Source organism: Ensifer sp., assembly GCF_035999185.1.
Lineage (GTDB): Bacteria > Pseudomonadota > Alphaproteobacteria > Rhizobiales > Rhizobiaceae > Ensifer.
Map to the genome: position 1 here is coordinate 39,046 of NZ_DASYHB010000199.1, position 25,709 is coordinate 64,754.

At 63.2% G+C, this 25,709-nt stretch carries 23 protein-coding genes; 9 read left to right on the forward strand and 14 right to left on the reverse strand.

Annotated elements, in window-relative coordinates:
* From VGO04_RS27020 to speB, 5 genes are all read right to left on the reverse strand, one after another.
* The gene (locus VGO04_RS27020; RefSeq protein WP_327499050.1) at nucleotides 1-171 is read right to left on the reverse strand and encodes a hypothetical protein; all 171 of its coding nucleotides are present in this window, start codon (nucleotides 169-171) and stop codon (nucleotides 1-3) included.
* Nucleotides 172-272: 101 nt separating this feature from the next.
* Nucleotides 273-1,163: a polysaccharide deacetylase gene (locus VGO04_RS27025; protein ID WP_327499051.1), complete on the reverse strand. Its 891-nt coding sequence runs from the start codon at nucleotides 1,161-1,163 to the stop codon at nucleotides 273-275.
* Nucleotides 1,160-1,897 (reverse strand): SDR family oxidoreductase, encoded by a 738-nt coding sequence (locus VGO04_RS27030; protein ID WP_327499052.1) that lies wholly within the window; start codon nucleotides 1,895-1,897, stop codon nucleotides 1,160-1,162. The genes VGO04_RS27025 and VGO04_RS27030 overlap by 4 nt, the downstream gene beginning before the upstream one ends.
* Nucleotides 1,894-2,676, reverse strand: a complete 783-nt coding sequence (locus tag VGO04_RS27035; protein WP_327499053.1) for an SDR family oxidoreductase — start codon at nucleotides 2,674-2,676, stop codon at nucleotides 1,894-1,896. The genes VGO04_RS27030 and VGO04_RS27035 overlap by 4 nt, the downstream gene beginning before the upstream one ends.
* Nucleotides 2,677-2,678: 2 nt before the next feature.
* A complete protein-coding gene (gene speB, locus VGO04_RS27040; RefSeq protein ID WP_327499054.1) occupies nucleotides 2,679-3,650 on the reverse strand; it encodes an agmatinase in 972 nt (323 codons plus the stop codon).
* Nucleotides 3,651-3,743: 93 nt separating this feature from the next.
* Between speB and VGO04_RS27045 the strand changes: the two genes are divergently transcribed.
* From VGO04_RS27045 to VGO04_RS27080, 8 genes are all read left to right on the forward strand, one after another.
* Nucleotides 3,744-4,673: a LysR family transcriptional regulator gene (locus VGO04_RS27045; RefSeq protein WP_327499055.1), complete on the forward strand. Its 930-nt coding sequence runs from the start codon at nucleotides 3,744-3,746 to the stop codon at nucleotides 4,671-4,673.
* A gap of 148 nt (nucleotides 4,674-4,821) precedes the next feature.
* Complete coding sequence (locus tag VGO04_RS27050) at nucleotides 4,822-5,748, forward strand: amino acid ABC transporter permease (protein ID WP_327499056.1); 927 nt, start codon at nucleotides 4,822-4,824, stop codon at nucleotides 5,746-5,748.
* A complete protein-coding gene (locus VGO04_RS27055; protein WP_327499057.1) occupies nucleotides 5,745-6,509 on the forward strand; it encodes an amino acid ABC transporter ATP-binding protein in 765 nt (254 codons plus the stop codon). Before VGO04_RS27050 ends, VGO04_RS27055 begins: the two co-directional genes overlap by 4 nt.
* A gap of 31 nt (nucleotides 6,510-6,540) precedes the next feature.
* The gene (locus tag VGO04_RS27060) at nucleotides 6,541-7,401 is read left to right on the forward strand and encodes an ABC transporter substrate-binding protein (protein ID WP_327499058.1); all 861 of its coding nucleotides are present in this window, start codon (nucleotides 6,541-6,543) and stop codon (nucleotides 7,399-7,401) included.
* 23 nt (nucleotides 7,402-7,424) lie between these two features.
* A complete protein-coding gene (locus VGO04_RS27065; RefSeq protein ID WP_327499059.1) occupies nucleotides 7,425-8,228 on the forward strand; it encodes a GntR family transcriptional regulator in 804 nt (267 codons plus the stop codon).
* 1 nt (nucleotide 8,229) lies between these two features.
* Nucleotides 8,230-8,970: a BtpA/SgcQ family protein gene (locus VGO04_RS27070; protein WP_327499060.1), complete on the forward strand. Its 741-nt coding sequence runs from the start codon at nucleotides 8,230-8,232 to the stop codon at nucleotides 8,968-8,970.
* Complete coding sequence (locus VGO04_RS27075; protein WP_327499061.1) at nucleotides 8,967-9,485, forward strand: ureidoglycolate lyase; 519 nt, start codon at nucleotides 8,967-8,969, stop codon at nucleotides 9,483-9,485. The genes VGO04_RS27070 and VGO04_RS27075 overlap by 4 nt, the downstream gene beginning before the upstream one ends.
* The gene (locus VGO04_RS27080) at nucleotides 9,482-10,426 is read left to right on the forward strand and encodes a carbohydrate kinase family protein (RefSeq protein ID WP_327499062.1); all 945 of its coding nucleotides are present in this window, start codon (nucleotides 9,482-9,484) and stop codon (nucleotides 10,424-10,426) included. Before VGO04_RS27075 ends, VGO04_RS27080 begins: the two co-directional genes overlap by 4 nt.
* Nucleotides 10,427-10,515: 89 nt before the next feature.
* On the opposite strand, the gene VGO04_RS27085 is transcribed toward VGO04_RS27080, so the two are convergent.
* Both VGO04_RS27085 and VGO04_RS27090 read right to left on the reverse strand, forming a co-directional pair.
* Nucleotides 10,516-12,966 carry an FAD-dependent oxidoreductase gene (locus VGO04_RS27085; protein WP_327499063.1) on the reverse strand — a complete coding sequence of 817 codons (2,451 nt, stop codon included), beginning with the start codon at nucleotides 12,964-12,966 and terminating at the stop codon, nucleotides 10,516-10,518.
* A gap of 84 nt (nucleotides 12,967-13,050) precedes the next feature.
* Nucleotides 13,051-13,836 (reverse strand): DeoR/GlpR family DNA-binding transcription regulator, encoded by a 786-nt coding sequence (locus tag VGO04_RS27090; RefSeq protein ID WP_327499064.1) that lies wholly within the window; start codon nucleotides 13,834-13,836, stop codon nucleotides 13,051-13,053.
* A 214-nt stretch (nucleotides 13,837-14,050) separates the two neighbouring features.
* On the opposite strand from VGO04_RS27090, the gene VGO04_RS27095 reads away from it, so the two are divergent.
* Nucleotides 14,051-15,085: a GlxA family transcriptional regulator gene (locus VGO04_RS27095; RefSeq protein WP_327499065.1), complete on the forward strand. Its 1,035-nt coding sequence runs from the start codon at nucleotides 14,051-14,053 to the stop codon at nucleotides 15,083-15,085.
* Between the two features lie 175 nt (nucleotides 15,086-15,260).
* Here the strand turns inward: VGO04_RS27095 and VGO04_RS27100 are convergent, their stop codons facing one another.
* The 7 genes from VGO04_RS27100 to VGO04_RS27130 all read right to left on the reverse strand — a co-directional run bounded on the left by VGO04_RS27100 (nucleotide 15,261) and on the right by VGO04_RS27130 (nucleotide 25,624).
* On the reverse strand, nucleotides 15,261-17,270 hold the full coding sequence (locus VGO04_RS27100) for a putative 2-aminoethylphosphonate ABC transporter permease subunit (protein WP_327499078.1): 2,010 nt from the start codon (nucleotides 17,268-17,270) through the stop codon (nucleotides 15,261-15,263).
* Between the two features lie 8 nt (nucleotides 17,271-17,278).
* The gene (locus VGO04_RS27105; RefSeq protein WP_327499066.1) at nucleotides 17,279-18,454 is read right to left on the reverse strand and encodes a putative 2-aminoethylphosphonate ABC transporter ATP-binding protein; all 1,176 of its coding nucleotides are present in this window, start codon (nucleotides 18,452-18,454) and stop codon (nucleotides 17,279-17,281) included.
* A gap of 83 nt (nucleotides 18,455-18,537) precedes the next feature.
* Nucleotides 18,538-19,560 carry a putative 2-aminoethylphosphonate ABC transporter substrate-binding protein gene (locus VGO04_RS27110; RefSeq protein WP_414650606.1) on the reverse strand — a complete coding sequence of 341 codons (1,023 nt, stop codon included), beginning with the start codon at nucleotides 19,558-19,560 and terminating at the stop codon, nucleotides 18,538-18,540.
* Between the two features lie 363 nt (nucleotides 19,561-19,923).
* Nucleotides 19,924-21,378: a phosphonoacetaldehyde dehydrogenase gene (phnY, locus tag VGO04_RS27115; protein WP_327499067.1), complete on the reverse strand. Its 1,455-nt coding sequence runs from the start codon at nucleotides 21,376-21,378 to the stop codon at nucleotides 19,924-19,926.
* Nucleotides 21,379-21,388: 10 nt separating this feature from the next.
* Nucleotides 21,389-22,651, reverse strand: coding sequence for a phosphonoacetate hydrolase (phnA, locus tag VGO04_RS27120; protein WP_327499068.1), 1,263 nt, complete (start codon nucleotides 22,649-22,651; stop codon nucleotides 21,389-21,391).
* 15 nt (nucleotides 22,652-22,666) lie between these two features.
* Nucleotides 22,667-23,869, reverse strand: coding sequence for a 2-aminoethylphosphonate--pyruvate transaminase (locus VGO04_RS27125; RefSeq protein ID WP_327499069.1), 1,203 nt, complete (start codon nucleotides 23,867-23,869; stop codon nucleotides 22,667-22,669).
* A 102-nt stretch (nucleotides 23,870-23,971) separates the two neighbouring features.
* Nucleotides 23,972-25,624 carry a Na/Pi cotransporter family protein gene (locus VGO04_RS27130; protein ID WP_327499070.1) on the reverse strand — a complete coding sequence of 551 codons (1,653 nt, stop codon included), beginning with the start codon at nucleotides 25,622-25,624 and terminating at the stop codon, nucleotides 23,972-23,974.
* Nucleotides 25,625-25,709: the final 85 nt, after the last annotated feature.

The following is a 25,709-nucleotide window of genomic DNA, read 5'->3' on the forward strand; positions in this document are numbered from 1 at the left end:
TCATGCCCCCCACAGCCAGAAGCCGACGACAAGCACGAGCGTCAGCACGGTCATGCCGGTGTAATCGAGCTTGGTCATCGTGCCCTCGAAGCGGTCGCCCGCCTCGATGTCCTCATAGATGCGGGCGCGCCGCGTCAGTTCCTGTTGCCAGGCGATTTCGTTGTTTTCCATCGTCGTTCCCCTTTCGCGTCGCGCCTTTTGGCGTCTATCCGCGAAGATAGTTGCGGCTCCATCAGCCGTTGATTTGCCAAAGCGGCTAAGCCGCTTGCGGCCTACCGAACCCGCACGGGCTCGGAATAGAAGGGCAGCCGGTCGATCCTCGGCGACCAGCTGCAATTGTCGACCACGCGCCGCACGTGAGCGGCGATCTCGTCCATTGGCGCGAACCAGACGTCGCCGCGCGTAAGGACCTGTTCGAGAAAACGGTGCACCACCTCCCAGCGGGCAAGCCTGCCGGTGGCGAACGGATGCACGACCGGGACCCAAAGGGCGCCGTGGCGATAGGCAGCCTCGAATTCCTGCGCGAAGGCTGCGAAACCCTGTTCCGGCGCACGGATCGGCATCATGTAGTCGAGGTCCATCGACTGGACGAATTGCGGCCAGTCGTCGAGCCCCCAGTGCGACGGCAGTTCGACAAGGCTGCCGGCGTCGCATTCAAGTAGATAGGGAATGTCGTCGCCCATCAGCGAGGCGTCGTAGTCAAAGCCACGAGACACCAAGAGATCGGCGGAGCGATGGGAGAAATTGTAGAGCGGCGCGCGCCAGCCGCGCGGGCGCTTGCCGCTTGCCCGCATAATCACCTCGATGCCGCGGTCGAGCCAGTAGGCCTCCTCGTCATCGGAGAGTTCACGCGGGTGTTCGTGCAGGAAGCCGTGATGGGCGAGCTCATGACCGCCCTCGAGAATGGCCTCGATCGCCTGCGGGTATTGTTCGATGCACCAGGCCGGCACGAAGAAGGTCTGCTTGATGCCGAGCTGGCGATAGCTCTCGACGATGCGCGGGATCGCGACCTTCGGGCCATATTGCAGCATCGAGATTGCCGAGACACGGCTGTGGCCATCCTGGGGATGGGCGATATGGACGAGGCTGTCGGCATCCATGTCGAAAGTGATGGACGCGGCGCACTTGGCGCCATCAGGCCACGGGATGGGATTGGCGATCATGGCATGATGCTCCCACCGTTGCTGCCGATCCCCTGCCCTGTGAAGTAACGTCCGCCGGAAGCCGCGAGAAACAGCGCCAGTTCGCCGATCTCCTCGGGACTGCCGAAGCGAGCGAGCGGGATCGCCAGTTCTCTGGCGCGCCATTCGGCGCTCATGTTCGCCGCACCGAGCATTTCGGTATCGATCGGGCCGGGGCAGATGGCATTGACCAGCACGCGCGGCGCGAACTCCTTCGCCCAGGAGCGCACGAGACCAAGCACGCCGTGCTTGGAAGCGACATAGGGCGAGAAGGTCTCGCGGCCGTAATAGGCCATGTCGGAGGCAATCAGGATCAGCCGGGCCGGCGCTTCGGCCGTTCCATCCATCAACCCCAGCGCCATCTTGCCGACGAGAAAGCTGCCACGCAGGTTGATCGCGATTACCCGGTCGAAATCGGCGACGGGCGTTTCGAGGAGCGGCGCCTCATGGATGACGCCCGCGCAGTGAACGACGACATCCAGCCCGCCAAACCTCTGCCGCACTGTCTCGCCGACGGCCGTAACCGAAGCTTCATCGGAGACGTCGCAAACAAGCGTCAGGGTCTCGGCGGCCCCTGCCCGTGCTGCGGCATCGGCCGTCTCGCCAGGTTCGCGGAGATCGGCAAGCGCGACCCGTGCTCCCGTTGCGGCAAACGCCAGGGCGCAAGCAGCTCCAATGCCGCGGTAGGCGCCGGTGATGAGAACGCGCGCGCTCATGCCATCACCTCGCCGCGGTCGAGCATCAATGCCTGGCCGGTCATGTCCCTGGCGCCGTCCGAGGCCAGGAAAAGATAGGGAGCGGCCAGATCCTCCGGTTCGAGCAGTCCGGGCAGAACCTGCGCTCCGACGATTTCGGCAAGCAGGTTCTCCTCACTGCGGCCGGTGCGCAGCGACATGTTCTTCAGCGACAGCATCGCCGCTTCGGTGCGCACCCAGCCGGGGCAGACGGCGTTGACACGAATACCCCTGCCGCCGAGTTCCTTGGCCATCACCCGGGTAAAACCGAGATTGGCGTGCTTGGAGGCGATGTAGGCGGAGAACTCCGGCACCGCGACGCGGCTCCAGATTGACGCCGTGACGACGATACGGCCGCCATCGCGCATATGCGGAAGCGCGTGGCGGGTAACGTAAAAGGTGCCGTTGGTGTTGATGTCGGTGATGCGGCGGAACGTGTCCTCGACGCTATCACTTTCGTCAGTCACCGGCGTGATGCGCTCGAGCCCGGCATTGTTGACCAGCACGTCGATACGGCCGAGCGCTGAAAGCGTTGCCTTCACCGCGGCGCTGTCGGTGATATCGCATTCGAGTGCCGCAACCTTGCGTCCGAAGCGCGCCGACATCTCGTCCGCGGCTTCGTGGATTCCGCGGCCGGAGGAAAGAATGGTGACCTCTGCTCCGGCAGCGGCAAAGCCTTCCGCCACCGCCCGGCCAATGCCGCGACTGGCACCGGTCACCAGCACATGTTCGCCGGAAAAATCGTAAGCGATGCGGCCCATCGTCAGCCTCTCCTTGCGTGCATGACACGGCCGATGAGGTTCATCAGCACCTGAGCGGCGAGGATCGAGGTCGAGCCGGAATGATCGTAGTCGGGCGCGACCTCGACCAGGTCGATGCCGACGATCGTGCCGCGTTTGGCAAGGATCGAGAGGATCTCCAGCACTTCGTAATAGATGAAGCCGCCATGGGACGGCGTGCCGGTGCCCGGCGCAATCGAGGGATCGAAGCCGTCGATGTCGATGGTGACGTAATAGCGGGCGCCGGACGGCACGCGGGCCGCGACAGCCTCTGTGCCGAGCGCCCTGATCTGGCGCACCGACAGAATGTCGGACCCCATCTTGCGGGCATCCTCATAGCCTTCCTTTGCGGTCGATGAGACGTTGCGGATGCCGAATTGCGACAGGCCCGAGACATAGGGCTTCTCGGCCGCCCGGCGCATGGGGTTGCCGTGGCCGTAACGAACCCCATGGCGCTCGTCGACGAAATCGAGATGGGCGTCGATCTGGACGATATGGATCGGGCCGTTTTCAGCGCAGTCGTCTTCGAAGGCGTTGATGCAGGGGATGTTGACGGAGTGGTCACCGCCCAAGACGACCGGCAAAGCGCCGGCGGCCAGGATCTTGCGCACGCCGAACTCGATGTTGGCGTGGCTCTTCATCGTGTCGGTGTGGACGATGTCTGCATCGCCGATATCGACGATCGAGACCTTGTCGCTCGGCAGGTAGGTCACATCGTCCTCGTGGTCATAGGCCCCGCCATGACCGAAGGAAAACAGTGTCGAGGCCTCGCGGATGGCGCGTGGCCCGAAGCGGGTACCGGCGCGCCATTGCGTGCCGCAGTCGAACGGCGCGCCGAGGATCGCGACATCGGCATCGATCGCATCCCAGTCCGGCTGATAGGGATACTTGCCGAACGTGCAGATGCCGACAAACGGCAGGTTCAGTCGTCCGGTCTCGTAGGAATTGCTGGCCATATGTCTCCTCCTCAGGATGAAGGGAGTGTGACGGAAGGCCGATACGCTTAAAAATATCTATGATTGGATGTTTAGTTGTGGCCTAATCAATGAATGATCAACAAGGTTCGTCACCGCGTTCTCAACCTGTCGCTCGGCGATGCCGAGTTGAGATTGCTGCGCGTCTTCGCCTCCGTCGTCCAGCATGGCGGCTTCTCCGCCGCCCAGACAACACTCGGCATGACGCAGGCGACCATCTCCACCCATATGCGCCACCTCGAGGAGCGCCTGGGCCTGCGCCTCTGCAGCCGCGGACGCAGCGGCTTCCTGCTGACCGACGAGGGGCGGCTTGTCTACGAGGCGACGCTGGACCTCTTCGGCTCACTGGAAAAATTCCAGAGCCGGGTCGGCGAGGCGCAAGGGGAACTGACCGGCAGCCTGACCTTCGGCACGGTCGACGCGATGATCACCAACCGGGACCTCGACCTCCAGGGCGCGCTTGCCGCCTTCCACCGACAGGCGCCGCGTGTCCATCTCGAAATCGACGTCGCCGCGCCGCAGGTGCTGCACCAGGGGCTTCTGAACGGTGGCTATCAGATCGTGCTGATGCCAACGGTCGGCAGCGCAACGCCGCATTTCCGCACGCAACCGGTTTTTTCCGAGGTTCAGAAACTCTATTGCGCGCAGGGTCACCCACTATTCGACCTGCCTGACGATGCGCTCACCGACGCAGTTCTGGAAGCACAGTCCTTTGCGGGTCGCACCTACATGCTGACCGAGACGATCTGCGGCGTGAACTTTAACTGGGCAGCCGCAACCCCGCACATGGAGGGCACGCTGCTGCTGCTCCTCTCCGGCGCCTATATCGGCTTCTTGCCCGACCACTACGCCGACGAATGGGTTCGCAATGGCCGCCTGCGGCTGCTCGCGCCCGAGCGCATGACCTTCGAGGACATGTTCCATATCGCCCACCCCCGCAACAAGCCGTCGCGCGCCGCCGAGACGCTTGCCCAGGCGATCCTCGCGAGCGCGCGCCACCCCTAGACAGGCTTCGAGAGCCGGCGCACCAACCCGCAACGCCCCTCATTTCTCGCCCGAATATGCGCATCCGCAAATATTGTCGGAAGGCCGGCTTGACTCCATTCCGGCATGCTCCTATCAAGTTGTAGGCCTAACCCTACAATTGGACGCCATGCACCAGTCTCAGTCAAACTCATCTCCCGCGCTGCCGCTGTCGGACCTCCCCGGTCCCGACGTCGCCATTCGCCGGCTCAAACACCCCGGACGGTGGATCAGCGGCGGTCTCGTGATCCTGCTCCTTGCCGTGATCGGACGCGCCTTTGCCGTCGGGCAGATCCAATGGACCGTTGTCGGCGAGTTCCTCACCGCCGGGGTCATCATCACCGGCTTCGGCTGGACGCTTCTGATCTCGGCCTGCGCGCTGGTGCTCGGCGTCCTGCTCGGCTTTGCCTTCGGCGTCATGCGGCTCTCGGAAAACCCGATCCTGCGGTTCGCCGCCTGGCTCTATGTCTGGATCTTCCGAGGCACGCCGGTGCTGTTGCAGCTTCTCATCTGGTTCAACATCGCGCTGGTCTTCCCGAAGCTCTACATTCCCGGCCTCATCGATGCCCGGATGGTCGATGTGGTGACGCCGTTCGTCGCTGCCGTTCTCGGCCTCGGCGTGAATGAAGGTTCCTATCTGACGGAGGTCGTGCGCGGCGGCATCGCTTCGGTCGACAAGGGCCAGAAGGAAGCCGCCCATACGCTCGGCATGACGCCAAGCCAGACCATGCGGCGCATCATCCTGCCGCAGACCCTGCGGTTGATCCTGCCCGTGCTCGGCAACAGCGCCATCGGCATGCTGAAGTTTTCCTCGCTCGCCGCCACCATCGCCATGGGCGAGATGCTGAACGCGGCCCAGCGCATCTACTTCATCAACGGCGCTGTCATCGAACTCCTGTTCGTCTGCGCCGTCTGGTACCTGGCCGGAACCACGGTTCTCTCCATCGGCCAATACTATCTCGAACGCCACTTCGGCCGCGATGCCGCAATGACGACCACCGAACGCCGCTGGTTCAAGGGATGGGCTCAACGTCCCGCCGTCTCGAGGGAAGCATGACACTTGCAGTCAAGGCAGTCGGTATCCGCAAGAGTTTTGGCAGCCACGAAGTCCTGAAGGGGCTCGACCTGGAAGTCGCCTACGGCGAGGTGCTCTGCATCCTCGGGCCCTCGGGCAGCGGCAAGAGCACCTTCCTGCGCTGCATCAACCACCTCGAAACGCCCAACGGCGGCTATGTCTGGGTGGACGGCGCGATCATGGGCTATGACCTTGCTCGCGGCGCGCTTCAGGAACTGCCGGTCAAGCGGCTGCGCGCCCAGCAGAGCCAGCTCGGCATGGTGTTCCAGCATTTCAACCTGTTCGCGCACCGCACGGTGCTCGGCAATGTCATCGAAGGCCCGATGATCGTGCGCGGCCTCAGCCGCACCGAGGCCGAAGCCCGCGCCATGGCCCTGCTCGATCAGGTCGGCATGGCCGCCAAGGCGTCGAGCTATCCGTCGCAGCTTTCCGGCGGCCAGAAGCAGCGTGTGGCGATTGCCCGCGCGCTCGCCATGGAGCCGCGCGTCATGCTCTTCGACGAGCCGACCAGCGCGCTCGACCCGGAACTCGTCGGCGAGGTGCTCGAAGTGATGCGCAATCTGGCGCGCGGCGGCACGACGATGATCGTCGTCACCCACGAGATCGGCTTTGCCCGGGAGGTCGCCGATCGCGTCGTGGTGATGATCGATGGCGAAATCCGTGAAAACGGCGCGCCTCAGCAAGTTCTCAGCAACCCCGGCGATCCGCGCGTACGCACATTCCTCAGCCGGGTGCTTGCCTGAAGAAATCAGTTCAAAAAAGGGAGAACAGGAAATGAAACGACTGCTGCCGACGGTTCTGGGGCTCGCCTCCGCCACCTTCATCAGCCTTGCCGCAGGGAGCGCGGCCTATGCCGTCGACGAGAAGCTCGCGGCCGCCCTGCCGGACGCCGTGCGCGACACCGGCAAGCTGAATGTCACGATCAGCCTTGCCTATCCGCCGATGGAGTTTAGCGACGCCGGCTCGACCGAGCTCAAGGGCTTCGACATTGACCTCGCCAAGGCGATCGCCGAGCGGCTCGGCCTGACGGCGGAGTTCCAGAACGTCGAATTCCCGCAATTGATCCCGCAGGTCGTCACCGGCCGCTCCGACCTGATCATGACCGCCTTCTCCGACAAGGTAGAACGCCAGACGCAGCTCGACTTCATCGACTACTTCAAGACCGGCAACGTCTTCTATTCCACTGCCGACCACCAGGGCGAGATCAAGGCCGAGGCCGACCTCTGCGGCAAGACGGTCGCGGTCGCGACCGGAACCAGCTGGGTCACCTGGGCGGAGGAACTTGGCAACTCAATCTGCCCGGCCGACAAGCTGATCACCGTCATCCAGATCCCGACCCAGGCCGAGCACATCATGCAGATCCGTCAGGGCCGCGCACAGGCTTCGGTCATCGGCCTTGAGGGTCTGCTCGACCTGATGAAACAGGAGCCGGACAAGTTCTACCAGATCGGCGAGATCGGCGAGATCAACCACTATGGCATCGCGTTCGCAAAAGCGAACACGCAACTGCGCGATGCAATCAAGGGCGCGCTCGACGCGATGAAGGCCGATGGCACTTATGCACAGATCCTCGACCGCTACGGCTTGAAACAGGCCGGTGTCGAAGAGTTCAAGATAAACGGAGCCACCAAGTAACAAGAACCGCGCCGGAGCCTGCCTTGACCCACCCTTCTATGCCAGACGCCTCCACCATCGCAGCAAACGGAAGCCCCGACGACCGCCTGTCACGGCTGCGCCTCGACCTCTATTCGAGCGAGCAGCTCTACCGGCAGCTCTATCGGGCGCTGCGCGCCGCGATCTTGAGCGGCGACTTCTCCGAAGGGGAAGCCATTCCCTCGGAGAACCAGTTGCGCGACCAGTTCGGCATTGCCCGAACGACCGTGCGCAACGCGATGGCGCTGCTGGTGTCGGAAGGCCTGGTCCAGCAGGTTCGCGGCCGCGGCACGATCGTGTCGCACCGGCCGATCAGCCATAACATCTGGAACTTCGGCAGCTTCACCGAGCTTGCCCGCAGGCAAGGCCAGCGCCCGGTGACGCGGGTGCTGGAACACCGGGTGGACAATGGCGAACTCGTGCTGGTGCGCGCCCGCGGCCTTGCCAACGGCGACACCATCACGTGGCTGAACGTCGATACGTCCGAGCTCGACCTTGCCCTCTACCCGGGCATCGAGCGGTACGATTTCGCGGCGCAGTCTCTCTACGAGGTCTTGCGCCGCGACTACAACCGCCACCCCTTGCGCTCGGAATTGCTGCTGACCGTCGTGCCGGCCTCCGACCGATTGCGGGAGGTCTTTGCCCCGGCGCAGGACGTGCCGGGCTACCTTTGCGCCAGCGGGGATGTGCTCGATGCGGACGACCGTTTGGTCGAGCGCACGTCGATCGTCTACTCGCCGGCAGTCCAGATGAAATTTGCAACGCGCTGGGGCCGCGAGACCGCGCCGCACGGTGCGCAGGAGACATGACATGAGCCGCTTCGGCGACATCTTCACCACCCAAAAACCGATCCTCGGCATGCTGCACCTTGCGGGCGAGAGCCCGGCGGCCAAGCTCTCCCAGGCCGAGGAAGAGGCCCGCATCATGGCCGGCGAAGGCGTGGATGGGCTGGTGGTCGAGAACTATTTCGGCGATGCCGATGATGTCGAACGAGTGCTGGAGCGGATATTCAGCCTCGACCTCGGGACGCGCATCGGCGTCAACGTCCTGCGCGACGACGCCCGCGCCTTCGCGCTCGCCAGGCAATATCCCGTTTCCTTCATCCAGGTCGATTCCGTGGCCGGTCACCTGCCACCCGATGCGGACGCCCCCTTTGCGACCGAACTCCAGGCCCGCCGCGACGGCGTGTCGGCGCTGCTGCTCGGCGGCGTGCGCTTCAAGTATCAGCCCGTGCTATCGGGCCGGCCGGAGGAAGAAGACGTGCGCCTCGGTGCGTCGCGGTGCGACGGGCTGGTTGTCACCTCGGATGCCACCGGCCAGCCGACAGACTTGGACAAGGTGGCCCGTTTCCGCGCGGCCACCGGTGGCGAGACGCCGCTGCTGATCGGCGCCGGCCTCACCGAAGCCAACGCCCGTGAGCAATTGGCTCACGCCGACGGCGCCATCGTCGGCAGCTGGTTCAAGCATGACCACAAGGATACAGGCCGGGTCGAGGCCGCCCATGTCGCCGGACTGATGCGTGTCGTGCGCGCGATCAGGAGTGCGGCATGAGCGCTATCGACGCCGTCTACGCCCGCCCGGTGACACCGGATAATTTCTCCCGCTACGGCAAGGTCTACGACCTGACCGGCGATACGGACGCCAAGGCAACATGGACCGTCGGCGATGGCTGGCGCGACGGCTTCACGAAGACGCCATTGATCGACGGCCGCGGCCATCTCGGCATTACCCGTGGCGGAAGTGCGCCCTGGCATTGCAGCGCGATGGAACGGCATCCGCTGACCGAAGAGGCGATCTTCTGCCTCGCTGACCCCGTCATCCTCGCGGTGGCGGTGGCCTCGAACGACGATGCGCCCTGTCGTGACGACATCGAGGCCTTCGTGATCGCGCCGGGACAGGCCGTCGTCATGGACCGCAATGTCTGGCACGACGCCTGCCGGGGCGTTTCCGGTCCCGCACCCTATTACTGGATGGCCGTCTGCGGCATCGGCGAAAGCCCGTGGGTGCCAGTGTCGGGCGGTTCGGTAAATGTGGCCGCGGCCCCGTGCACGGGGTCGACCGCATGAGCGTTTTTTTCATCGGCGATGTCGCGCTCGACGAGTATTACACGGCTGACCGCTGGCCCGGTCGCGCTGACAAGGGCATGGTCAAGGAGCTTCCGGCCGAGACCGGCGGCTCCATCGCCAATGCAGCCGTCGTGCACGCGGGTCTCGGCGGCGACACGCAATTCATCTCGCTGCTCAACGACAGTCCGCTCTCCGAGCGACTGATTGCTGACCTCCGGCAAAACGCTGTCGGCGTCGATCACATGCTCATCGATCCGGCCATTCCGGAATCGCGCAATTTCATCTTCCTCGTCGATGGCGAGCACATCGTGCTCACCGTCGAAATGGGCGAGCAACCGATGTGGCTCTCGCCTGCCGGCCTCGCGGCGCTCCGTCAACCAGGCTTTCTCTATACGACGCTCTACCGTGTCCGTCGATTGCACGCCAAAACGCCGGAAGGCGTCCTGAAACAAGCCGAACTGCTGGACGATCTTCGCTCCCACGGTCGCCGGCCGATCTTCGACCTTGATGTTGGGGGATGTGCACCGGAGGATATGGCCTATCTGACCGGCGCCGCGGTCGTCATCTTCAACCAGATCGGGTTTCACGCCGCTTTCGGTCACGACGACCTCGGCCTCATCGGCGACTGGATGCGGGAACACCGGATCGACTGGGTGGTACGGACGTTGGCGGCTGACGGCGCCGAGGCCCGCAGCCCCGAAACGATCCTTCGCGTTCCCGGCTTTGCGGTCGATGTCGCCGACGTGACCGGCGCCGGCGACACGTTCGGGGGAACACTCACCTGGTGCCTTTCGCAAGGACAGAGCTTCGAGGAAGCGTTGGATTTCGCCGTTGCAGCCGCTTCGCGCGCCGTGACCATCCACGGTCCGCGGGCGGGCAAGGCCAGTCCCGACGAGATCCGCCGCTGGCGGCAGGATGCTCGGGCATCTCTCCGCCACTGAACGAGAACAATCGTCGGCCACAGCACGCCCCGGCCATGAACTGGGGCAGACCCGGCGCCCCTTCATGGCGCCGGGCGAGATTGATGTGGTTACGACTTGACCCTCAGAGCTTTCGGGTCATAGGCGGGCGACAAATGCACCGTCGCCGCGTGGCGGACGCCAGCAAGATCGATCTCGAAACGACCGGTATCAAGGTATGCCTTGTCCACGCCCGAGGCGTTCTCGATGAGGCCCAGCGCGACCGAGCGACCGAGCGTGTGGCCATAGGCGGCTGAGCGGACCTCGCCGACAGGCTTGCCGTCCCGCAGGATCAATTCTCCACCCCAAAGCATCGGCAAGGGATCGTCCACCGTCATCTGCACGATGCGGCGGGACGGCGTGCCCTTGGCCTTCGCCTCGACAAGTGCACGGCGGCCGATGAAGTCGCCCCATTTGTCGAGAGCAACCGCGAAGGCAAGACCAGCTTCGTAAGGTGTAATGTCCGGCGTCAACTCACGGCTCCAGGCGCGGTAGCCCTTCTCCAGCCGGAGCGCTTCCAGCGCATAGTAACCGCAGTCCGTCAGCCCGAAATCGCGGCCGACTTCGTGCAAGGCCTCGTAGACGCCGACGGCGAATTCGGTCGGCACGATCAGCTCCCAGCCGAGTTCCCCGACATAGGTCATGCGGTTGGCAAAGGCCGTGGCGTAGCCGATATCGATTTCCTGGATCGTCGAGAACGGGAAGTTCGTGTTTGAAAGATCGGCCGAAGTCAGGCGCGCGAGTATGTCACGCGACTTCGGCCCCATCAGCGCCAGCACCGAATAGGCGGACGTTACGTCGGTCAGCGTCACATGGGCGTCGAGGGCAATGTTCTTGCGGATCCAGTCTGCGTCGTGCACCGCCTGCGCCGAGCCGGTAATCAGCAGGAAACGGTCCGTCGCAAGGCGCATCACCGTCAGGTCGCTTTCATAGCCGCCGCGCCCATTCAACAGGCCTGTATAGACGGAACGACCGATCTCCACGTCGATCTCGGCAGCGCAGATCCGATTGAGCATTGCCGCAGCATCCCGCCCCTGGACGAGCAGCTTGGCAAAGGAGGTCTGGTCGAAGATGCCGGCGGCTTCGCGCGTCGCCTTCATCTCACGCTTCACTGCCTCATGCCAATTCTGCCGGCCGAAGGAGTACTCCGTCACCGGGTTCTCGCCTTCCAAGGCAAACCAGTTGGCACGCTCCCACCCCATCTTCGAACCGAAGCACGCGCCTTTTGCGGCGAGCCGGTCGTAGAGCGGCGAGCGGCGGAAAGGTCGCGCCGTGTCCAGTTCCCGGTTCGGCCAGGGCATGGCGTAGTGGAGCCCCAGCGTTTCCTTGACGCGATCGTGCAGCCAGCGCGGATTATTGTTGAAGTCGGCGAAGCGGCGGATATCGACCGGCCAGAGGTCCATGGTCGGGGCGCGGTTGACGATCCACTCGGCCAGTGCCCGCCCTGCCCCACCGGCGCTCGCGATCCCCATCGAATTGAAGCCCGCGCCGACGAAGAAGTTCTTCAACTCCGGCGCCTCGCCGAGGATGAAATTGTTGTCCGCGGTAAAACTCTCCGGGCCGTTGTAGAATTTCTTCACCTCAGAGGTCGCAAGCTGCGGCACGCGCTGCAGCGCATTGTGCATCAGGATCTCGAACTGGTCCCAATCATCCGGCAACAGGGCGAATTCGAAATCATCGGGAATACCGGCCATGCCCCAGGGCTTCGCCTCGGGCTCGAAGCCGCCCATGACGAGACCGCCGACCTCTTCCTTGAAATAGATGTAGCCGTCGGGATCGCGCATGACCGGCAAGTCCGGGTGCACGCCCTCGATCCGGCCGGTGACGATGTACATGTGCTCGGCCGAGTGCAATGGCACGGTTACACCGCACATCTGGCCGACCTTTCGCGCCCATTGCCCGGCGCAGTTGACGACAATCTCGGCGGCGATCGGCCCGCGATCGGTTTCGACACCGGTGACGGCGCCGTTCTTCGTCGAGATGCCGGTGACCCGGACACGTTCGATGACACGGGCGCCGCGGCTGCGCGCACCCTTTGCGAGCGATTGGGTGAGATCGGTCGGATTGGCCTTGCCGTCACCCGGCAGCCAGACGGCGCCGACGAGATCATCGATGGCCATGACCGGCCAGAGATCCTGTGCCTCCTGCGGTGAGATCACCTCGATCTCGACCCCTTGCGCGCGGGCGGATGCTGCCGTGCGCTTCAGCACGGTCATCCGGTCTTGCGTGCGTGCGACCGAAAGCGAACCGCAATTCTTCCAGCCGGTGGCAAGGCCGGTCTCGGCTTCCAGCTCGCTATAAAGCTTGGTCGAGTATTTGATCAGGCTCGTCATGTTGGCGTGGCTGCGCAGCTGACCGACGAGCCCGGCTGCATGCCAGGTGGTGCCGCCACTGAGCTGCCCCTGCTCCAGAAGAACGACATCGCTCCAGCCGAGCTTGGTCAGATGATAGGCGACCGAACAACCGATGATACCGCCACCGACGATGACGACCTGTGCCTGCGTTGGAAATTCCTGCGCCATGAAACGACCTCCCGAAACCATGGAAGGCCACACGGTAACAAAACGCCGACAAAGAACAAGACAAAAGGTTACAAAATATTACATTTAGTCACTAGCAACGATCAGAGCCGGTCCTTTTCGCTCCAGCGCCTCACGGATCGCCTCCGGCGGGCGCCGATCGACGATCACCCCGGCAGCAGCTTCGAAGCGCGGAATGCGCAGCGGCGTCAAGCGTCCGAACTTGGAGCTGTCGAGCACGAAATAGGCCTTGGCGGCCGTGACCACCATGCGCGAGCGCTGCTCGGCACCGCTGCGGGTAAAGTCGGTCACCTCGCCATCCGGCGACAGCCCGCCGCCACCGAGAAAGGCAACATCGACACGGAAATGGTTGATGGCCTCCAGCGCATCAATGCCGACGGCTGCCTCCTCGTCCGGATCGATTTCCCCCCCGAGCATATGGACCCGCACCAGCGGCTGCCGGCACATCAACAGCGCAATCGACAGCGAAGTTGTGCAAATCGTTAGGTTTTTTCGCCCTGATAAGGCGTGAGCGACAGCCAGCGTCGTGGTGCCGGAATCAAGAAAAATCACCATGCCGTCGCGCACCAAGCCCGCCGCCGTCCGGCCGATCGCCGCCTTCGGCCCGGCATTTTCCTCGCGCCGCTCGACGAAGGCCGCTTCGGTCGGCTCAAACAGGGTCGCGCCACCATGCACGAGATCCAGCTGCCCGCGATCGGCAAGCAGCTTCAGATCTCGCCTGATCGTCTGGCGCGAGACGTCGAAGAATTCCGCAAGCTCGGTGATACCCACGGTACCGTCGGCCGCGAGACGCCTGAGGATTTCGCCGTGACGGCGCGGAGCGAGGGCTTTTGTGCTTTGAGAGTCGGACATGGAACCAACTGTGTTCATTTTTGTCCATTTGACAAGCCGCACCACAGGCTCGCGGCGCCATAGCGCGGAAGACGCCAACTTCCTACGCGACAAAGCGGAAAAATTTCCTCCGCAGCCGTTGAAACCGGCTTGGCAACGGTTCATTATGTTGCATAATGTAACTATTCCATCGAACTCGCAACACGCCGCGCCCTTTCATGATCAGGAAGAGACAATGCAGCAGGCAACCGCGCCGGTCCGCCACTTCACCTTCTATCTGCTCGAAGGCTTTGCCCTGCATGGTTTTTCCGCAGCGATCGAAGCGCTGCGCCTTGCCAATGACGTGGCCGGGAGCCCGGTCTATCACTGGCACGTCGTAACGGCAGATGGGTCACCCGCCGTCTCGTCCTGCGGCACACGTCTTGCTGCGGCCGGACCTCTTTCGGATGAACGCAGCCGGTTCCATCGGGGCGAGCAGCCAGGGTTCGTCGTCATCTGCGGCAGCCGCACCAAGCCTTCCGCCGACCGACCTCTGGAGGCCTGGCTCCGGTTGTGCGCCCGCAGCCAAGTGCGCCTCGCCGGGCTTGCCGGCGGCGTCTACTGCCTGGCGCGCGCAGGCCTGCTCGACGAGCGTCGCTGCGCGGTCCACTGGGAGCATTTTCCGGATTTCTCGGAACGGTTCTTCATTGCCGGGGCGCGTCAGACGGCCTTCGAGATTGACGGCAACCTTTACACCTGTGCTGGCGGCAACGCGCCTTTCGACATGTTCCTGCGCATCATCGAAACGGACCTCGGCCCTGATGTGATCAACCGCATCTGCGAAGCGGCGCTCTGCGAACGGCTTCGCGAGACGGGCGAGCGCCAGCGTCTTCCGCTGCAGGCGCGCCTTGGCATCGATAATCCGTTGCTGATCCGGATCGTCGCCCAGATGGAGGCCAATCTTGCCGAGCCGATGAAGCTTGCCGACATGTCGCCGTCGACAGGCCTTTCGCGGCGGCAGATGGAGCGCCTGTTTCGCAAGGAGATGGGGCGCACGCCGGCGCGCTACTATCTCGACCTCAGGCTGGAGCGCGCCCATCTGTTGCTCCTCACCTCATCCCTTCAGGTGATCGAGATTGCGGTCGCCTGCGGCTTTTCCACCGCGTCGCACTTTTCCCGCACTTACCGTGAACGCTATGGGCTGACACCGCAGCGCACGCGCCTCACCGAAATCGAACGCCTTCGTGCCGGAGACCGTGGGGCGGTGATGGAAGAGCGCAGGGTCGCCTAGATTGCCGTCGAACAGTCGGCGTCTCCCTTCGGCGGCGAAGGGAGACGAGACGATTTGCGGATCTGGAACAGGCCAGATCATTTCATTGTTTCGTCGAAACAGTGAAATGATCTAACTCTTTGATATTACGCAATTTCGGACGGAAAACCGTTTCTACACTTTTCCTGGAATTGCTCTAGCGCCAGGCCTGGGTTCGGGCGAGCAGGCCGCGAGCAATCAGCGCATGGACGAGCTTCGCCGCGACATTCGTGTAGAAGATCATCATGCCCATGGCCGCGGCCGGCGCGATGTCGCCGGCATCGTCCATGTTGAGCACCGCGACCGACGCGAGCTTGGTGTCCGTCGAGTACAGAAAGACCACGGCCGAGACGGTCGTCATCGCGTTGACGAAGAGATAGATCGCGACGTTGAGGATCGCCGGAAGGCAAACAGGCACCGTGACCCGGAAGAACAGCCGGTGGAAGGGTTGCTTGAGCGAGGCGGCGACGGATTCGAACTCCGGATCCATCTGCTTCAATGCCGTCAGAGCCGTCAGATGCGCGACCGTATAGAAATGCGTCACCGTCGAGACGACGAGGATCGTCATCGTGCCGTAGATCGGGTGCAGCGGATTGGTCGGATTGTTGAAGAAGAAGATGTAGGCGAGGCCGAGCACCATGCCGGGAACAGCCATCGGCATCATCGCCAGGAAATGGAAGAGACCGCGGCCGAGGCGGAAGCCGTCAGCCTTTTCGACCATGTAGGCACCCGCGAAAACCACAACCGAACCGAAGAACGCGGTCAGCAGGGCAAGCCGGATCGAATTGCTGTAGGCCGCCCAGCCGCCGCCGTCCATCAGGTCGAAGGCGAAGTTCTTGGCCGTCAGCGTCAGGTCATAGGGCCAGAACTTCACCACCGCCGCGATCTGGCACATGGCGATCATGCTAAGGATGAAGAGGCTCACGAGACAGGCGAAGGCGAAGCAGAGCCCATCCGTGCGAGGATTGCATTTCGGGGCATAGGGCACGGCGCGCGCCGACAGCAGCGCCACCTGCCGCTTCTGCATGTGCCGGTCGACGGCAAAGGCAAGCACAGCCGGCACGAGCAGGATGACGGACACGACCGCGCCCATCTCGAAATTCTGCTGGCCGATCACCTGCTTGTAGATGTCGACCGCGAGCATACCGTACTGCCCGCCGATCACCTTGGGCAGACCGAAATCGGTGATGACAAGCGTGAAGACGACGAAGGCCGCCGAGACGATGCCGAAGCGCGCGCCGGGCACCGTGACGGTCGTGAAGGTGCGCCACTTGCTGGCTTTGAGCGACGCGGCCGCCTCGTAGTGGCGGGCATCGGCAATGGAGAGCGCCGTCAGGATGATCAAAAAGGCATGCGGCAGTGTGAAGAATATCGAACCGATGACGATGCCGATCGGTCCGTAGATCGAATAGCCGAAAAGCCAATCCCTGAAGACGCCCTGGTTGCCGAAGAGATAGACGAGCGCAATGCCCGGCAGCAGCGACGGCACCAGGATCGGGATCGTCAGGATGCCGCGGAACAGACCCTTGAGCGGCATGCAGCTGCGCGTCAGGCCATAGGCAAGCGCGAAGGCGATCGAGATCGTGAACACCGTGCTGATCACCGCCATCAGCACGGAGTTGTAGATCGACTGCGCCAGCGCCGGCGTCGAGAAATAGGTCGTGAAATTCGTAAACCCCAGAGAGCGCGCCGGTCGCAGCACCACGCGACGGAACGTGCCGGAATCGTAGTCCCGCCACTCCGTCCCCTTTTCGAGCGTGGAGCCGACGAGGAAGGCCGCATCGTCGGTGGTGCCGCGAATGCGATAGTGGACCGGACTGCGGAACTTGAAGTCCGGGAAGAGTTTCGTGGCCGCCAGCCGTCCGTCGGAATTGCTGGAAAGCTCGGCCTCCGTCACCGCCCCGAGCTCCTGATTGAGATCGGCGGCACGGACGACCGGCCCCCAGTTCGCCCCCGTTTCGTCACTCACCTGGAACTCGAAAGCCTGGAGGTCGAACCGGTAGGTCGACAGCGACTTCGACAGCATGACGAAGAGCGGCGCGCCGAGCGCGACCACCAGATAGAGGCCGATGACCGCCATGAAGCCGAGCTTGATGCGGTCGTCCCGCGAGGCTTGCTGGCGCAAACGCTTGCCGATCAGGGGAAGATGCGGTGCTTCGAGGACCATGTTCATCGTCACGCACCCCTCGGATAGAGCAGAAGACGATCCCGGGGGATTTCCACCTGGATGGCGCCGCCCGTCTCGATCCGCAGGCGCCGGACGGCATTGACCGAGAAATCGGCGACGAGCGTTCGTTCTCCGAGCCTCGGCGCCGTCAGGCGGGTGCGCCAGAACATGCCGAGGAATTCCATCTCCTGCACCTCCGCGTCGATCAGGTTCTGCGGCGTCGCCGGTCGGTCGATGGCGTTGGCGGCATGCGCGTCGGCGCCGTGCGGGATGATATCAACAGGACGGACGACGGCGGTTGCCGCGTGTCCCGCCGAAAAATCCTCGGTCGAGCAGCAGAAGGCCGAATGGCCGATCTCAACCTCGCCGTCCCCGATGACACGGGCCGGGAACTGGTTGGTCTCGCCGATGAAGTCGGCGACAAACAGGGTTTCGGGATGCCGGTAGATTTCCGTCGGCGAGCCGACCTGCTCGATGACGCCGTGGTTCATGACGACAATCCGGTCGGCCATGGCGAGCGCCTCCTCCTGGTCGTGGGTGACCATGATGGTGGTGACGCCGAGCTTGCGCTGCAGCGCCTTGATCTCGTGGCGAAGATGCACGCGAACCTTGGCATCGAGTGCCGAAAGCGGCTCGTCGAGCAGGAGCAGCCCCGGCGAGATGGCGATGGCGCGTGCAAGCGCGATGCGCTGCTGCTGGCCGCCGGAAAGCTGGGCCGGATACTTCTTGCCGTGCGCCGACAGGCCGACGGTTTCCAGCAATTCGGCGACACGGGATGCGACGCCGGCCTTCGAGCGACCGGTGTTTTCAAGGCCAAAGGCGATGTTCTGCTCGATCGTCAGGTTGGGGAAAAGCGCATAGGACTGGAAGACGATGCCATAGTCGCGGCTCGAGGCCGGCAACGTCGAGATGTTGCGGTCGTCCTGCAGGATGGTCCCTCGCGTCTGAAGATCAAGACCGGCGATGGCTCGGAGCAACGTTGTCTTGCCGCAACCGGAAGGGCCGAGGAAGCAGATGAACTCGCCGCGGGCAATGCTCAACGAGATGTCGCGCAACGCGACGAAGTCGCCGTATGTCTTCCAGAGATCCCGGATCTGCAGATAGGGGGCCGGTTCGGCGGCCGCGTTATCAGCGGAATGCTGACGGCTGGTGGGTGTCGGTTCGATCGACAGGGCATGCCTCATCTGCAAGCTCCGCTGGCTTGAGGGATTTCCAAGAGAAATGCTAACGGGCGCAGTGCGATTGCGCTGCGCCCGGCCGATCAGGCTCAGCTCTTCGGCTCAGACTTGGCGTCGTAGCGCTTCTGCCATTCCTTGAGGATTTCCGAGCGGTTGTTGGCTGCCCATTCGAAGTCGTTGACGATCATCCGCGAAGCGATGTCGTCGGGCAGGTGCTCGACCTGCTTGGCGACGCCCGGATAGGCAACGACGGCATAGCCGGCGTTGTACATCTCGTTGGCTTCCTTGGTGACCGACCAGTCGACCAACGTCTTGGCCGCTTCGAGGTTTGCCGTGCCGGCGACGATGGCGGTTGCTTCAGCCTCCCAGCCCGAACCTTCGGCCGGGAAGATGATGTCGATCGGTGCGCCGGCACTCTTGGCCTTGGCGCCCGGAAACTCGAAGGACACGCCGATGACGGCTTCGCCGGCACCTGCCATCTTGCACGGCTTGGAGCCGGAATGGGTGTAGGCGGAGATGTTCTGGTGGAGCTTGTCCATGAAGTCCCAGGCCTTCTCCTCACCCCACATCTGCATCCAACCGGAAACGTCGAGGAACCCGGTTCCCGAGGATGCCGGGTTCGGCATCACCACATGGCCCTTGTATTCGGGCTTCGTCAGGTCTTTCCAGCTCGTCGGCGGTGTGAGGCCGAGCTTTTCACCCTCGACCGTGTTGTAACAGAGGGCGGCGACATAGGCGTCCATGCCGACCCAGCTCGGCGGCGTGTCCTTGTCGACGAATTTCGGGTCGAGCGCCTCGACGCCCTTGGGCTGGTAGGGCTCCAGCATGCCTTCGGTTTTGAGCAGAAGCAGCGAGGTTGCAGCGAGGCCCCAGACGACATCGGCCTGCGGATTGTCTTTCTCGGCAAGCAGCTTGGCGGTCATGACGCCGGTGGAATCGCGCACCCAGTTGATCTTGATATCCGGGTGGGCCTTTTCGAAGGTCGCCTTGTAGCGATCCAGGTCGACGGCTTCGACGGCGGTGTAAACGGTGAGCTGCGTTTCAGCGGCAGCGATGGCAGGAAGCACAGCGGAAACGGCGCCGGCAAGCACAAAGAGCATGCGTCTGTTCATGATTGAAGTTCTCCTCTGAGGTCCTGGTAAAACCGGGGAAGCGCGGCGGACAATCTTGTCGTTGCCCTGTTGTGATCGGCTTCGGGAAACATTCTGCGCAGCCGTTTCCTGTAAGTAAAATTTATTATTCTTATCGATCAGAAGAAAAAAACTATGGATTATCTGCCGCAGAACTGGGCATGGCAAGCCGCGATTGATCAAGACGGCGGCAGGTTTCGACACAACTCCACACGATCTGCCGAACGAAGGAGCAGATCTAAGCTTGCCCACGATAGGGATGCCGAGAGACGCAACGGACCATAAAAAAGGGAGCCGCCATGGCGGCCCCCAGGAGGGTGAGAAAGCGGGGGAAGACGCTTCAGATCACCATGGCAAGGAGAATGTCTTGACGTTGGTAAAGCTCTTCATCGCCTCGATGACGCCTTCCTTGTAGCCGTTGCCGGAATCCTTGATGCCGCCGAAGGGGCTCATTTCGATGCGGTAGCCCGGCACTTCCCAGATGTTGACGGTGCCGACCTTGAGCCCGGCGATGTACTTCTGCATGCGCCGGAAATCGTTGGTGCAGACGCCGGAGGAAAGACCGAAAGCGGTCGAGTTCGACAGCGCGATCAGCGCATCGTCGTCATCGGGCGCCCGTACGATCGGAATGATTGGCGCAAAGGTTTCCTCCATGACCAGCTCGCTCGAATGCGCGACGCGATCGACCACGATCGGCGGTAGAAGCGCACCCTTTCTGCCGGGGTTGTAGAGGATCTCCGCCCCCTCTTCCGCCGCCTTCAACACACGCTGTTCGAAGACTTCCGCCGCGCGGGCATGCACGACCGTGCCGAGTTCGGTCGCCCGGTCCATCGGATCGCCGAACTTCAGCTTCTTTGCCCGCTCCAGCACCAGCGGCACGAAGCGATCGGCGACGCTCTCCTGGCAGAGAATGCGTTTGACCGCCGTGCAGCGCTGGCCGGAGTTCTTGGTCGCACCGGCAACGGCGAGATCGGCTGCTCTTGCGAGATCGTCGTCGGAGAGATCGTTGAGGATGATCAGCGGGTCGTTGCCGCCGAGTTCCAGGATCTGTCGTTTGTAGTGGGCGTGGGCGGCGATCAGCTTTCCGACCGGAACGCTGCCGGTAAAGGTGATGAGGTCGAAGTTCGGGTTGTTGATCATCTCCATGCCGATATCGGCGGGCCAACCGGTGACGACCGAGAGCATTTCGGGCGGCAGGCCGGCTTCATAGAGGATGTCGGCGAAGATCAGCGCCGTCATTGGCGTCAGTTCGGTCGGCTTCAGGACGACGCAATTGTTGGTCGCAACCGCCGGCGCCACCTTGTGCGCCACCATGTTGAGCGGGTGGTTGAAGGGCGTGATCGCCGAAATGGCGGTCAAGGGTTCACGGGTGGTGAAGATCTTGCGTGCCTTGCCGTGCGGGGTGAGGTCGCAGGAAAAGATCTCGCCATCGTCGTGGATGCACATCTGGCCTGACAGCGTCAGCACATCGAAGGCGCGGCCCACTTCATAGAGCGAATCCTGCTTGGAGATCCCAAGCTCCAGCGTGATCAGGTCGGAGATTTCCTCCTTGCGGGCAACGAGCAGGTCGGCGGCTTTCAGCAGGATACGCTGACGCTCGTAGCGCGTCAGCTTCGGCTGGTAGGCCGCCGCGATCTCGAAGGCCCTACGGGCATGCTCGGCATTACCCGCCGGAACGGTGCCGATGACGGCATCGTTCCAGGGATACCGCACCTCGATGCGCCCTTCGGTATCGACCGACTTGCCGGCGATCCGCATCGGCTCGTGGCGAATGGCGAATGTCGTTTCGACCTTGGTCATCGCGTCCTCCCTAGTGCGCCGTTTGTGCCGCTGCGACGAGCGCGTAGAAGAACGCATCGAAATTGCGCAGCGTGCCGGCCGAAAGCAGTTCAGGCAGCTTGCGGTTGGCGATGAACGGCACTTCCTGTTCGGTCAGCCCCCCATGCGAACGCAGCGGCTCGTTAAGTGCTGCGAGATCGTGCCGGTGCTCGCTGGTGCCGAGCGTCTTGTTCTCGGTCGAGATCAGCACGAGGTCGCCGATGCGGTCGTCGGGGAGTTCGAAGCGCACGCAGGCTTCCGGGCGGGTGAGCACGACGTCGATGCCCTCGATCGCCTTCAGACGCTCGATGATTTCTTCCTTGTCGGCCCCCTCAGGCAGATAGGCGGTGGCAAACGAGCCGAGCGCGCCGTGATGCACGACATAGGGGTCGGTGATCGGCAGGATCACCCGGGCTGCGTCCTTGCCGAGCCACTGGTCAAGCAGGTCCTGGACATAGACGACGTCAGGCGATCCATCGGCCTTGTGCTTCGGCTTCATGCCGTGGTCGGCGGTTACGATGATCGCCGCACCGAGCGCATCGAGTTCGGTCAGGTACTTGTCGAACATCTCGTAGAAGGAATTCGCCTGTGGCACGCCTGGCGCATATTTGTGCTGCACGTAGTCGGTCGTCGTCAGGTACATCACGTCAGGGCGGAACTCCTTCAAGAGCTTGACGCCGGCGGCAAAGACGAACTCGGAGAGATCGGCTGAATAGACCTCCGGCACCGGGCGGCCGAGCCAGGCCGAGGCATTGTCGAGGCCGTTCTCCGCCTTCGTCGTCTTGTCGGACTTTTCCGAAGAGAAGCAGATCGCCCTGCCCTCGTCGAACTTGAGGCCATGGCCGAGCAGCGCCCGCAGCTTGTCCTTCGCCGTCACCACCGCCACCTTCGCGCCGGCGTCGTAGAACGACTTGAAGATCGTCGGCGCACGCAGGAAGCGCGGGTCGTTCATCATCACTTCGTTGCCGGTCTGCGGTTCATAGAGATAGTTGCCGCAGATGCCGTGGATCGCTGGCGGCCGGCCGGTGGCGATCGAAAGGTTATTCGGGTTGGTGAAGCTCGGGATGACGCTGAGTGCTGTGCGCTCCGTGCCGGTCTTGCGGATGCGCTCGAGCGTCGGCATCAGCCCGGCCTTGATGGCTTCGTCGAGATAGGCCGGCTCGCAGCCGTCGAGGCAGATGGCGATGGCCGGAACCTTCGGCCACGGATAGGTGCGGCGGTTGGCGGTGACGGTGATCTTGGACATCTGGTTCATTGCAATTTCCTTTGTTCAGGCGGCGAGACGGCGGCGTTCTTCAAGGGCGACGGCCGGCGGGGCGGCGCTGTCGACACCCATTTCATTGAGGGATTGACGGGCGGCTTCGACCACGCGGCGCATGACGTGCTCGTCCATGCGGCCGATGCAGCCGACGCGGAAACTGTCGACCACGGTCAGTTTGCCCGGATAGATGATGAAACCCTTGTCCTTCATGAGGTCGTAGAAGCGCTCGAAGGCGAAGGCCGGATGAGCCGGACTGAAGAAGGTGACGATGATCGGCGACAGCCACTGGTCGGCGAGCAGCGTCTCGAAACCTGTCTCGCGCATGCCGGCGACCATGACGTCGCGGTTGCGGGCATACCGCCCGCCGCGGCCGGCAACCCCACCCTCCTCGCGGTGCAGCCGGAGCGCTTCAAGGAAGGCCGCGACCACATGGGTCGGCGGCGTGAAACGCCATTGGCCGGTCTTGTTCATGTAATCCCACTGCGCGTGCACATCGAGGCTCAGCGAATGGCTGCGGCCCTTGGTAGCCTCAAGCTCGTTCTTGCGGGCGATGACGAAGCCGAAACCAGGTACCCCCTCGATGCACTTGTTGGCCGACGACACGATCGCCTCGTAGCGGAAGTCGTTGACGCCGGCAGGCACGGCGCCAAAGGCGCTCATGGAGTCGACGAGCAGCTTGCGGCCGCGAGAGTAGACGGTGTCGGAGATTTCCTTCAGCGGATTGAGGATCCCGGAACTGGTCTCGCAATGGACGACGACGACATGGGTTATGGCCGGGTCGGCATCGAGTGCGGCGGCGATTTTGGGCCCGCGCGGCGGCATGTAGTCGCCCTTGTCGATCGTCACGTGGTCACGGCCGAGATAGGTCAGCGTCTGGGCGATGCGCTTGCCATAGGCGCCATTCATCAGCACCAGCACCTTGCCGTCCTTCGGAACGAAGCTGCCGAGCATGGCTTCCACCGAGAACGAGCCGCTGCCCTGCATCGGCACGCAATCAAACTCGCCTTTGGTATCGCCGGCGATGGAGAGCAGTTCGTGTCGGAGTTTTGCCGTCATCGCCCGGAAGTCGCCATCCCAGGAACCCCAGTCCCGCAGCATGGCTTCCTTGACCTCGTAGGCCGTCGTCAGCGGACCGGGCGTCAGGAGATAGGGTTCGCCGAGCCGCGGCGTTTCCAGCGGCGCGATGGTTCTTTCAGAAGCGGTGTTTGGCATTGTCCGTCCTCGCGGTTGGCGTGTTCGAGAACGACAATGGGGTGGAAACACGTATCTGTAAAATCGTTCTTTTGTATCAATCTATCGATTAAAATTATACATCTATGCGGCAGGCACGAGCCGGCTTTCGAGCAGGTCTCCGCTCTCGCGCAGGCGCGGATAGGCCATGGTGGTGACCAGCGAATTGACCTCCTTCAGCGCCCGGACGATCTCCAGGTGCATGTCGCTCGACAGGATGCTGGCCGCCACGCCTTGGCGGAGCCGCTCCAGATGGCTCTTGCTGCTCTCCTCGACCAGCCGGCGCACATATTCCTTCTGCCGGACCATCTCGCGGGCAATGACAGGGTCGGGCGAAACGAGAAGATTGGCCGCGAGCCGGACATTGGAAGACACCGCCGTATGCAGCAGAGTGAGTTCTCGCCACCCGTCATCAGAGAACGCGCCTGCGCCCTCCAGCCGCTCCTCGGCCATTTGCAAGAGGTTCTTGGCAACGACGTCGCCGGCATATTCGAGGTGGATCGCCGCCTCGGTCAGCTCGATGCCGCGTCGTGACTGGTCTTCCGTCAGAATGCCGCGGTTGACGGCAGCGATGTAGAGCTTGATCTCGCTGTGGGCCCGATGGATATCGCCGTCGATGCTGCGCAGTCGCTTGACCGCCTGCGGCGTCGGCGACTGGATGACGGTCATGACCGGCTCCAGCATGCGGGCGATGAGATCACCCATGTGCAACACCTCGCGCGCTGCGGCCGCAAGCGCCTGTGGCGGTTTGTCGATCAACGCGCGGTCGAGTGCGCTGACATGCGTGGAGCGGTCGCCCGTCCCTGCGGCATCCGGCATGAGCAGCCGGACAAGGCGCGCCATCGGGCCGCAGCAGACTGTGCCGACGAGTACGAGTGCGGCATTGAAGACCAGATGCAGGTTGACGAGCTTTGCGGCGGTCGTCTCACCCGGAAGCCAGCCGAAGGGGGCGTGGACCGAGAAAAGGCCGAAAACCGCTGTGCCGAACAGGGCGCGAAAAAGAAGGTTTCCGAGCGGCAGCCGTCGGCCCTCGACCGGCAGGCCGCGTGTCAGCCACAGCGCGATCAGCCCGCCGCCGATATTGACGCCGAGGACCAGGGGAATGCCGATCTCGACCGGCACGATGCCCTTCGCGGCAAAGGTCAGGATCAAGAGGATGGCCGCCACACTGGAATGCAGCGCCCAGGTGAAGAGCGCGGCAAGGATCATCACTGTCAATGCGTCCTTGCCGACAAAGGCAACGATCGACGGCAGCAGCGGACTTTGTGCCAGCGGCTGCGTGGCATGGCCTATCATCTGCAGCGACAGAAGCAGAAGCCCGATGCCGAGCACGGCGCGTCCGGCTTCGACCGTCTTGCGGGCCGATGCCTTGAGGTGCGCGAGGCCGCCGGCCGCAATCATAAGAGGCGCCAGCCAATGCAGGTCGAAAGAGAGGATCTTGACGACCAGCGCCGAGCCGAGATCGGCGCCGAGCAGCACCGCGAGGCCGATGTCGAGCGCCAATGCGCCACTGACGGCAAAGCCCGCGGCAAGCATGGCGACGGCCGTCGAGCTCTGCAGGGCAATCGCCACCAGACAGCCGCAGGCGGCAGCCCTTGGCCGTCCGCCGGCGCCACCGACCGTTCGCGCGACGATGTCGCCCGCCGCCGCTTCGACGCCCTTCTTCACCAGACTGACGGCGTAAAGCAGAAGGACGGTGGCGGCGGCAAGTTCGAGGGCGACAGCCGGTAGGTTCATGCGCGCACTCCGCAAAAAGGATGGAATCCGAAAACTATCCCTTGCCGCTTTACATAAATCAAATCGTTCGTTTTAATAAAACCAT

Coding starts and splice junctions, on each gene's coding strand:
- VGO04_RS27020 (WP_327499050.1), bottom strand. CDS start 171: ATGGAAAACAACGAAATCGCCTGGCAACAGGAACTGACGCGGCGCGCC.
- VGO04_RS27025 (WP_327499051.1), bottom strand. CDS start 1,163: ATGATCGCCAATCCCATCCCGTGGCCTGATGGCGCCAAGTGCGCCGCG.
- VGO04_RS27030 (WP_327499052.1), bottom strand. CDS start 1,897: ATGAGCGCGCGCGTTCTCATCACCGGCGCCTACCGCGGCATTGGAGCT.
- VGO04_RS27035 (WP_327499053.1), bottom strand. CDS start 2,676: ATGGGCCGCATCGCTTACGATTTTTCCGGCGAACATGTGCTGGTGACC.
- speB (WP_327499054.1), bottom strand. CDS start 3,650: ATGGCCAGCAATTCCTACGAGACCGGACGACTGAACCTGCCGTTTGTC.
- VGO04_RS27045 (WP_327499055.1), top strand. CDS start 3,744: ATGATCAACAAGGTTCGTCACCGCGTTCTCAACCTGTCGCTCGGCGAT.
- VGO04_RS27050 (WP_327499056.1), top strand. CDS start 4,822: ATGCACCAGTCTCAGTCAAACTCATCTCCCGCGCTGCCGCTGTCGGAC.
- VGO04_RS27055 (WP_327499057.1), top strand. CDS start 5,745: ATGACACTTGCAGTCAAGGCAGTCGGTATCCGCAAGAGTTTTGGCAGC.
- VGO04_RS27060 (WP_327499058.1), top strand. CDS start 6,541: ATGAAACGACTGCTGCCGACGGTTCTGGGGCTCGCCTCCGCCACCTTC.
- VGO04_RS27070 (WP_327499060.1), top strand. CDS start 8,230: ATGAGCCGCTTCGGCGACATCTTCACCACCCAAAAACCGATCCTCGGC.
- VGO04_RS27075 (WP_327499061.1), top strand. CDS start 8,967: ATGAGCGCTATCGACGCCGTCTACGCCCGCCCGGTGACACCGGATAAT.
- VGO04_RS27080 (WP_327499062.1), top strand. CDS start 9,482: ATGAGCGTTTTTTTCATCGGCGATGTCGCGCTCGACGAGTATTACACG.
- VGO04_RS27085 (WP_327499063.1), bottom strand. CDS start 12,966: ATGGCGCAGGAATTTCCAACGCAGGCACAGGTCGTCATCGTCGGTGGC.
- VGO04_RS27090 (WP_327499064.1), bottom strand. CDS start 13,836: ATGTCCGACTCTCAAAGCACAAAAGCCCTCGCTCCGCGCCGTCACGGC.
- VGO04_RS27095 (WP_327499065.1), top strand. CDS start 14,051: ATGCAGCAGGCAACCGCGCCGGTCCGCCACTTCACCTTCTATCTGCTC.
- VGO04_RS27100 (WP_327499078.1), bottom strand. CDS start 17,270: ATGGTCCTCGAAGCACCGCATCTTCCCCTGATCGGCAAGCGTTTGCGC.
- VGO04_RS27105 (WP_327499066.1), bottom strand. CDS start 18,454: ATGAGGCATGCCCTGTCGATCGAACCGACACCCACCAGCCGTCAGCAT.
- VGO04_RS27110 (WP_414650606.1), bottom strand. CDS start 19,560: ATGAACAGACGCATGCTCTTTGTGCTTGCCGGCGCCGTTTCCGCTGTG.
- phnY (WP_327499067.1), bottom strand. CDS start 21,378: ATGACCAAGGTCGAAACGACATTCGCCATTCGCCACGAGCCGATGCGG.
- phnA (WP_327499068.1), bottom strand. CDS start 22,651: ATGAACCAGATGTCCAAGATCACCGTCACCGCCAACCGCCGCACCTAT.
- VGO04_RS27125 (WP_327499069.1), bottom strand. CDS start 23,869: ATGCCAAACACCGCTTCTGAAAGAACCATCGCGCCGCTGGAAACGCCG.
- VGO04_RS27130 (WP_327499070.1), bottom strand. CDS start 25,624: ATGAACCTACCGGCTGTCGCCCTCGAACTTGCCGCCGCCACCGTCCTT.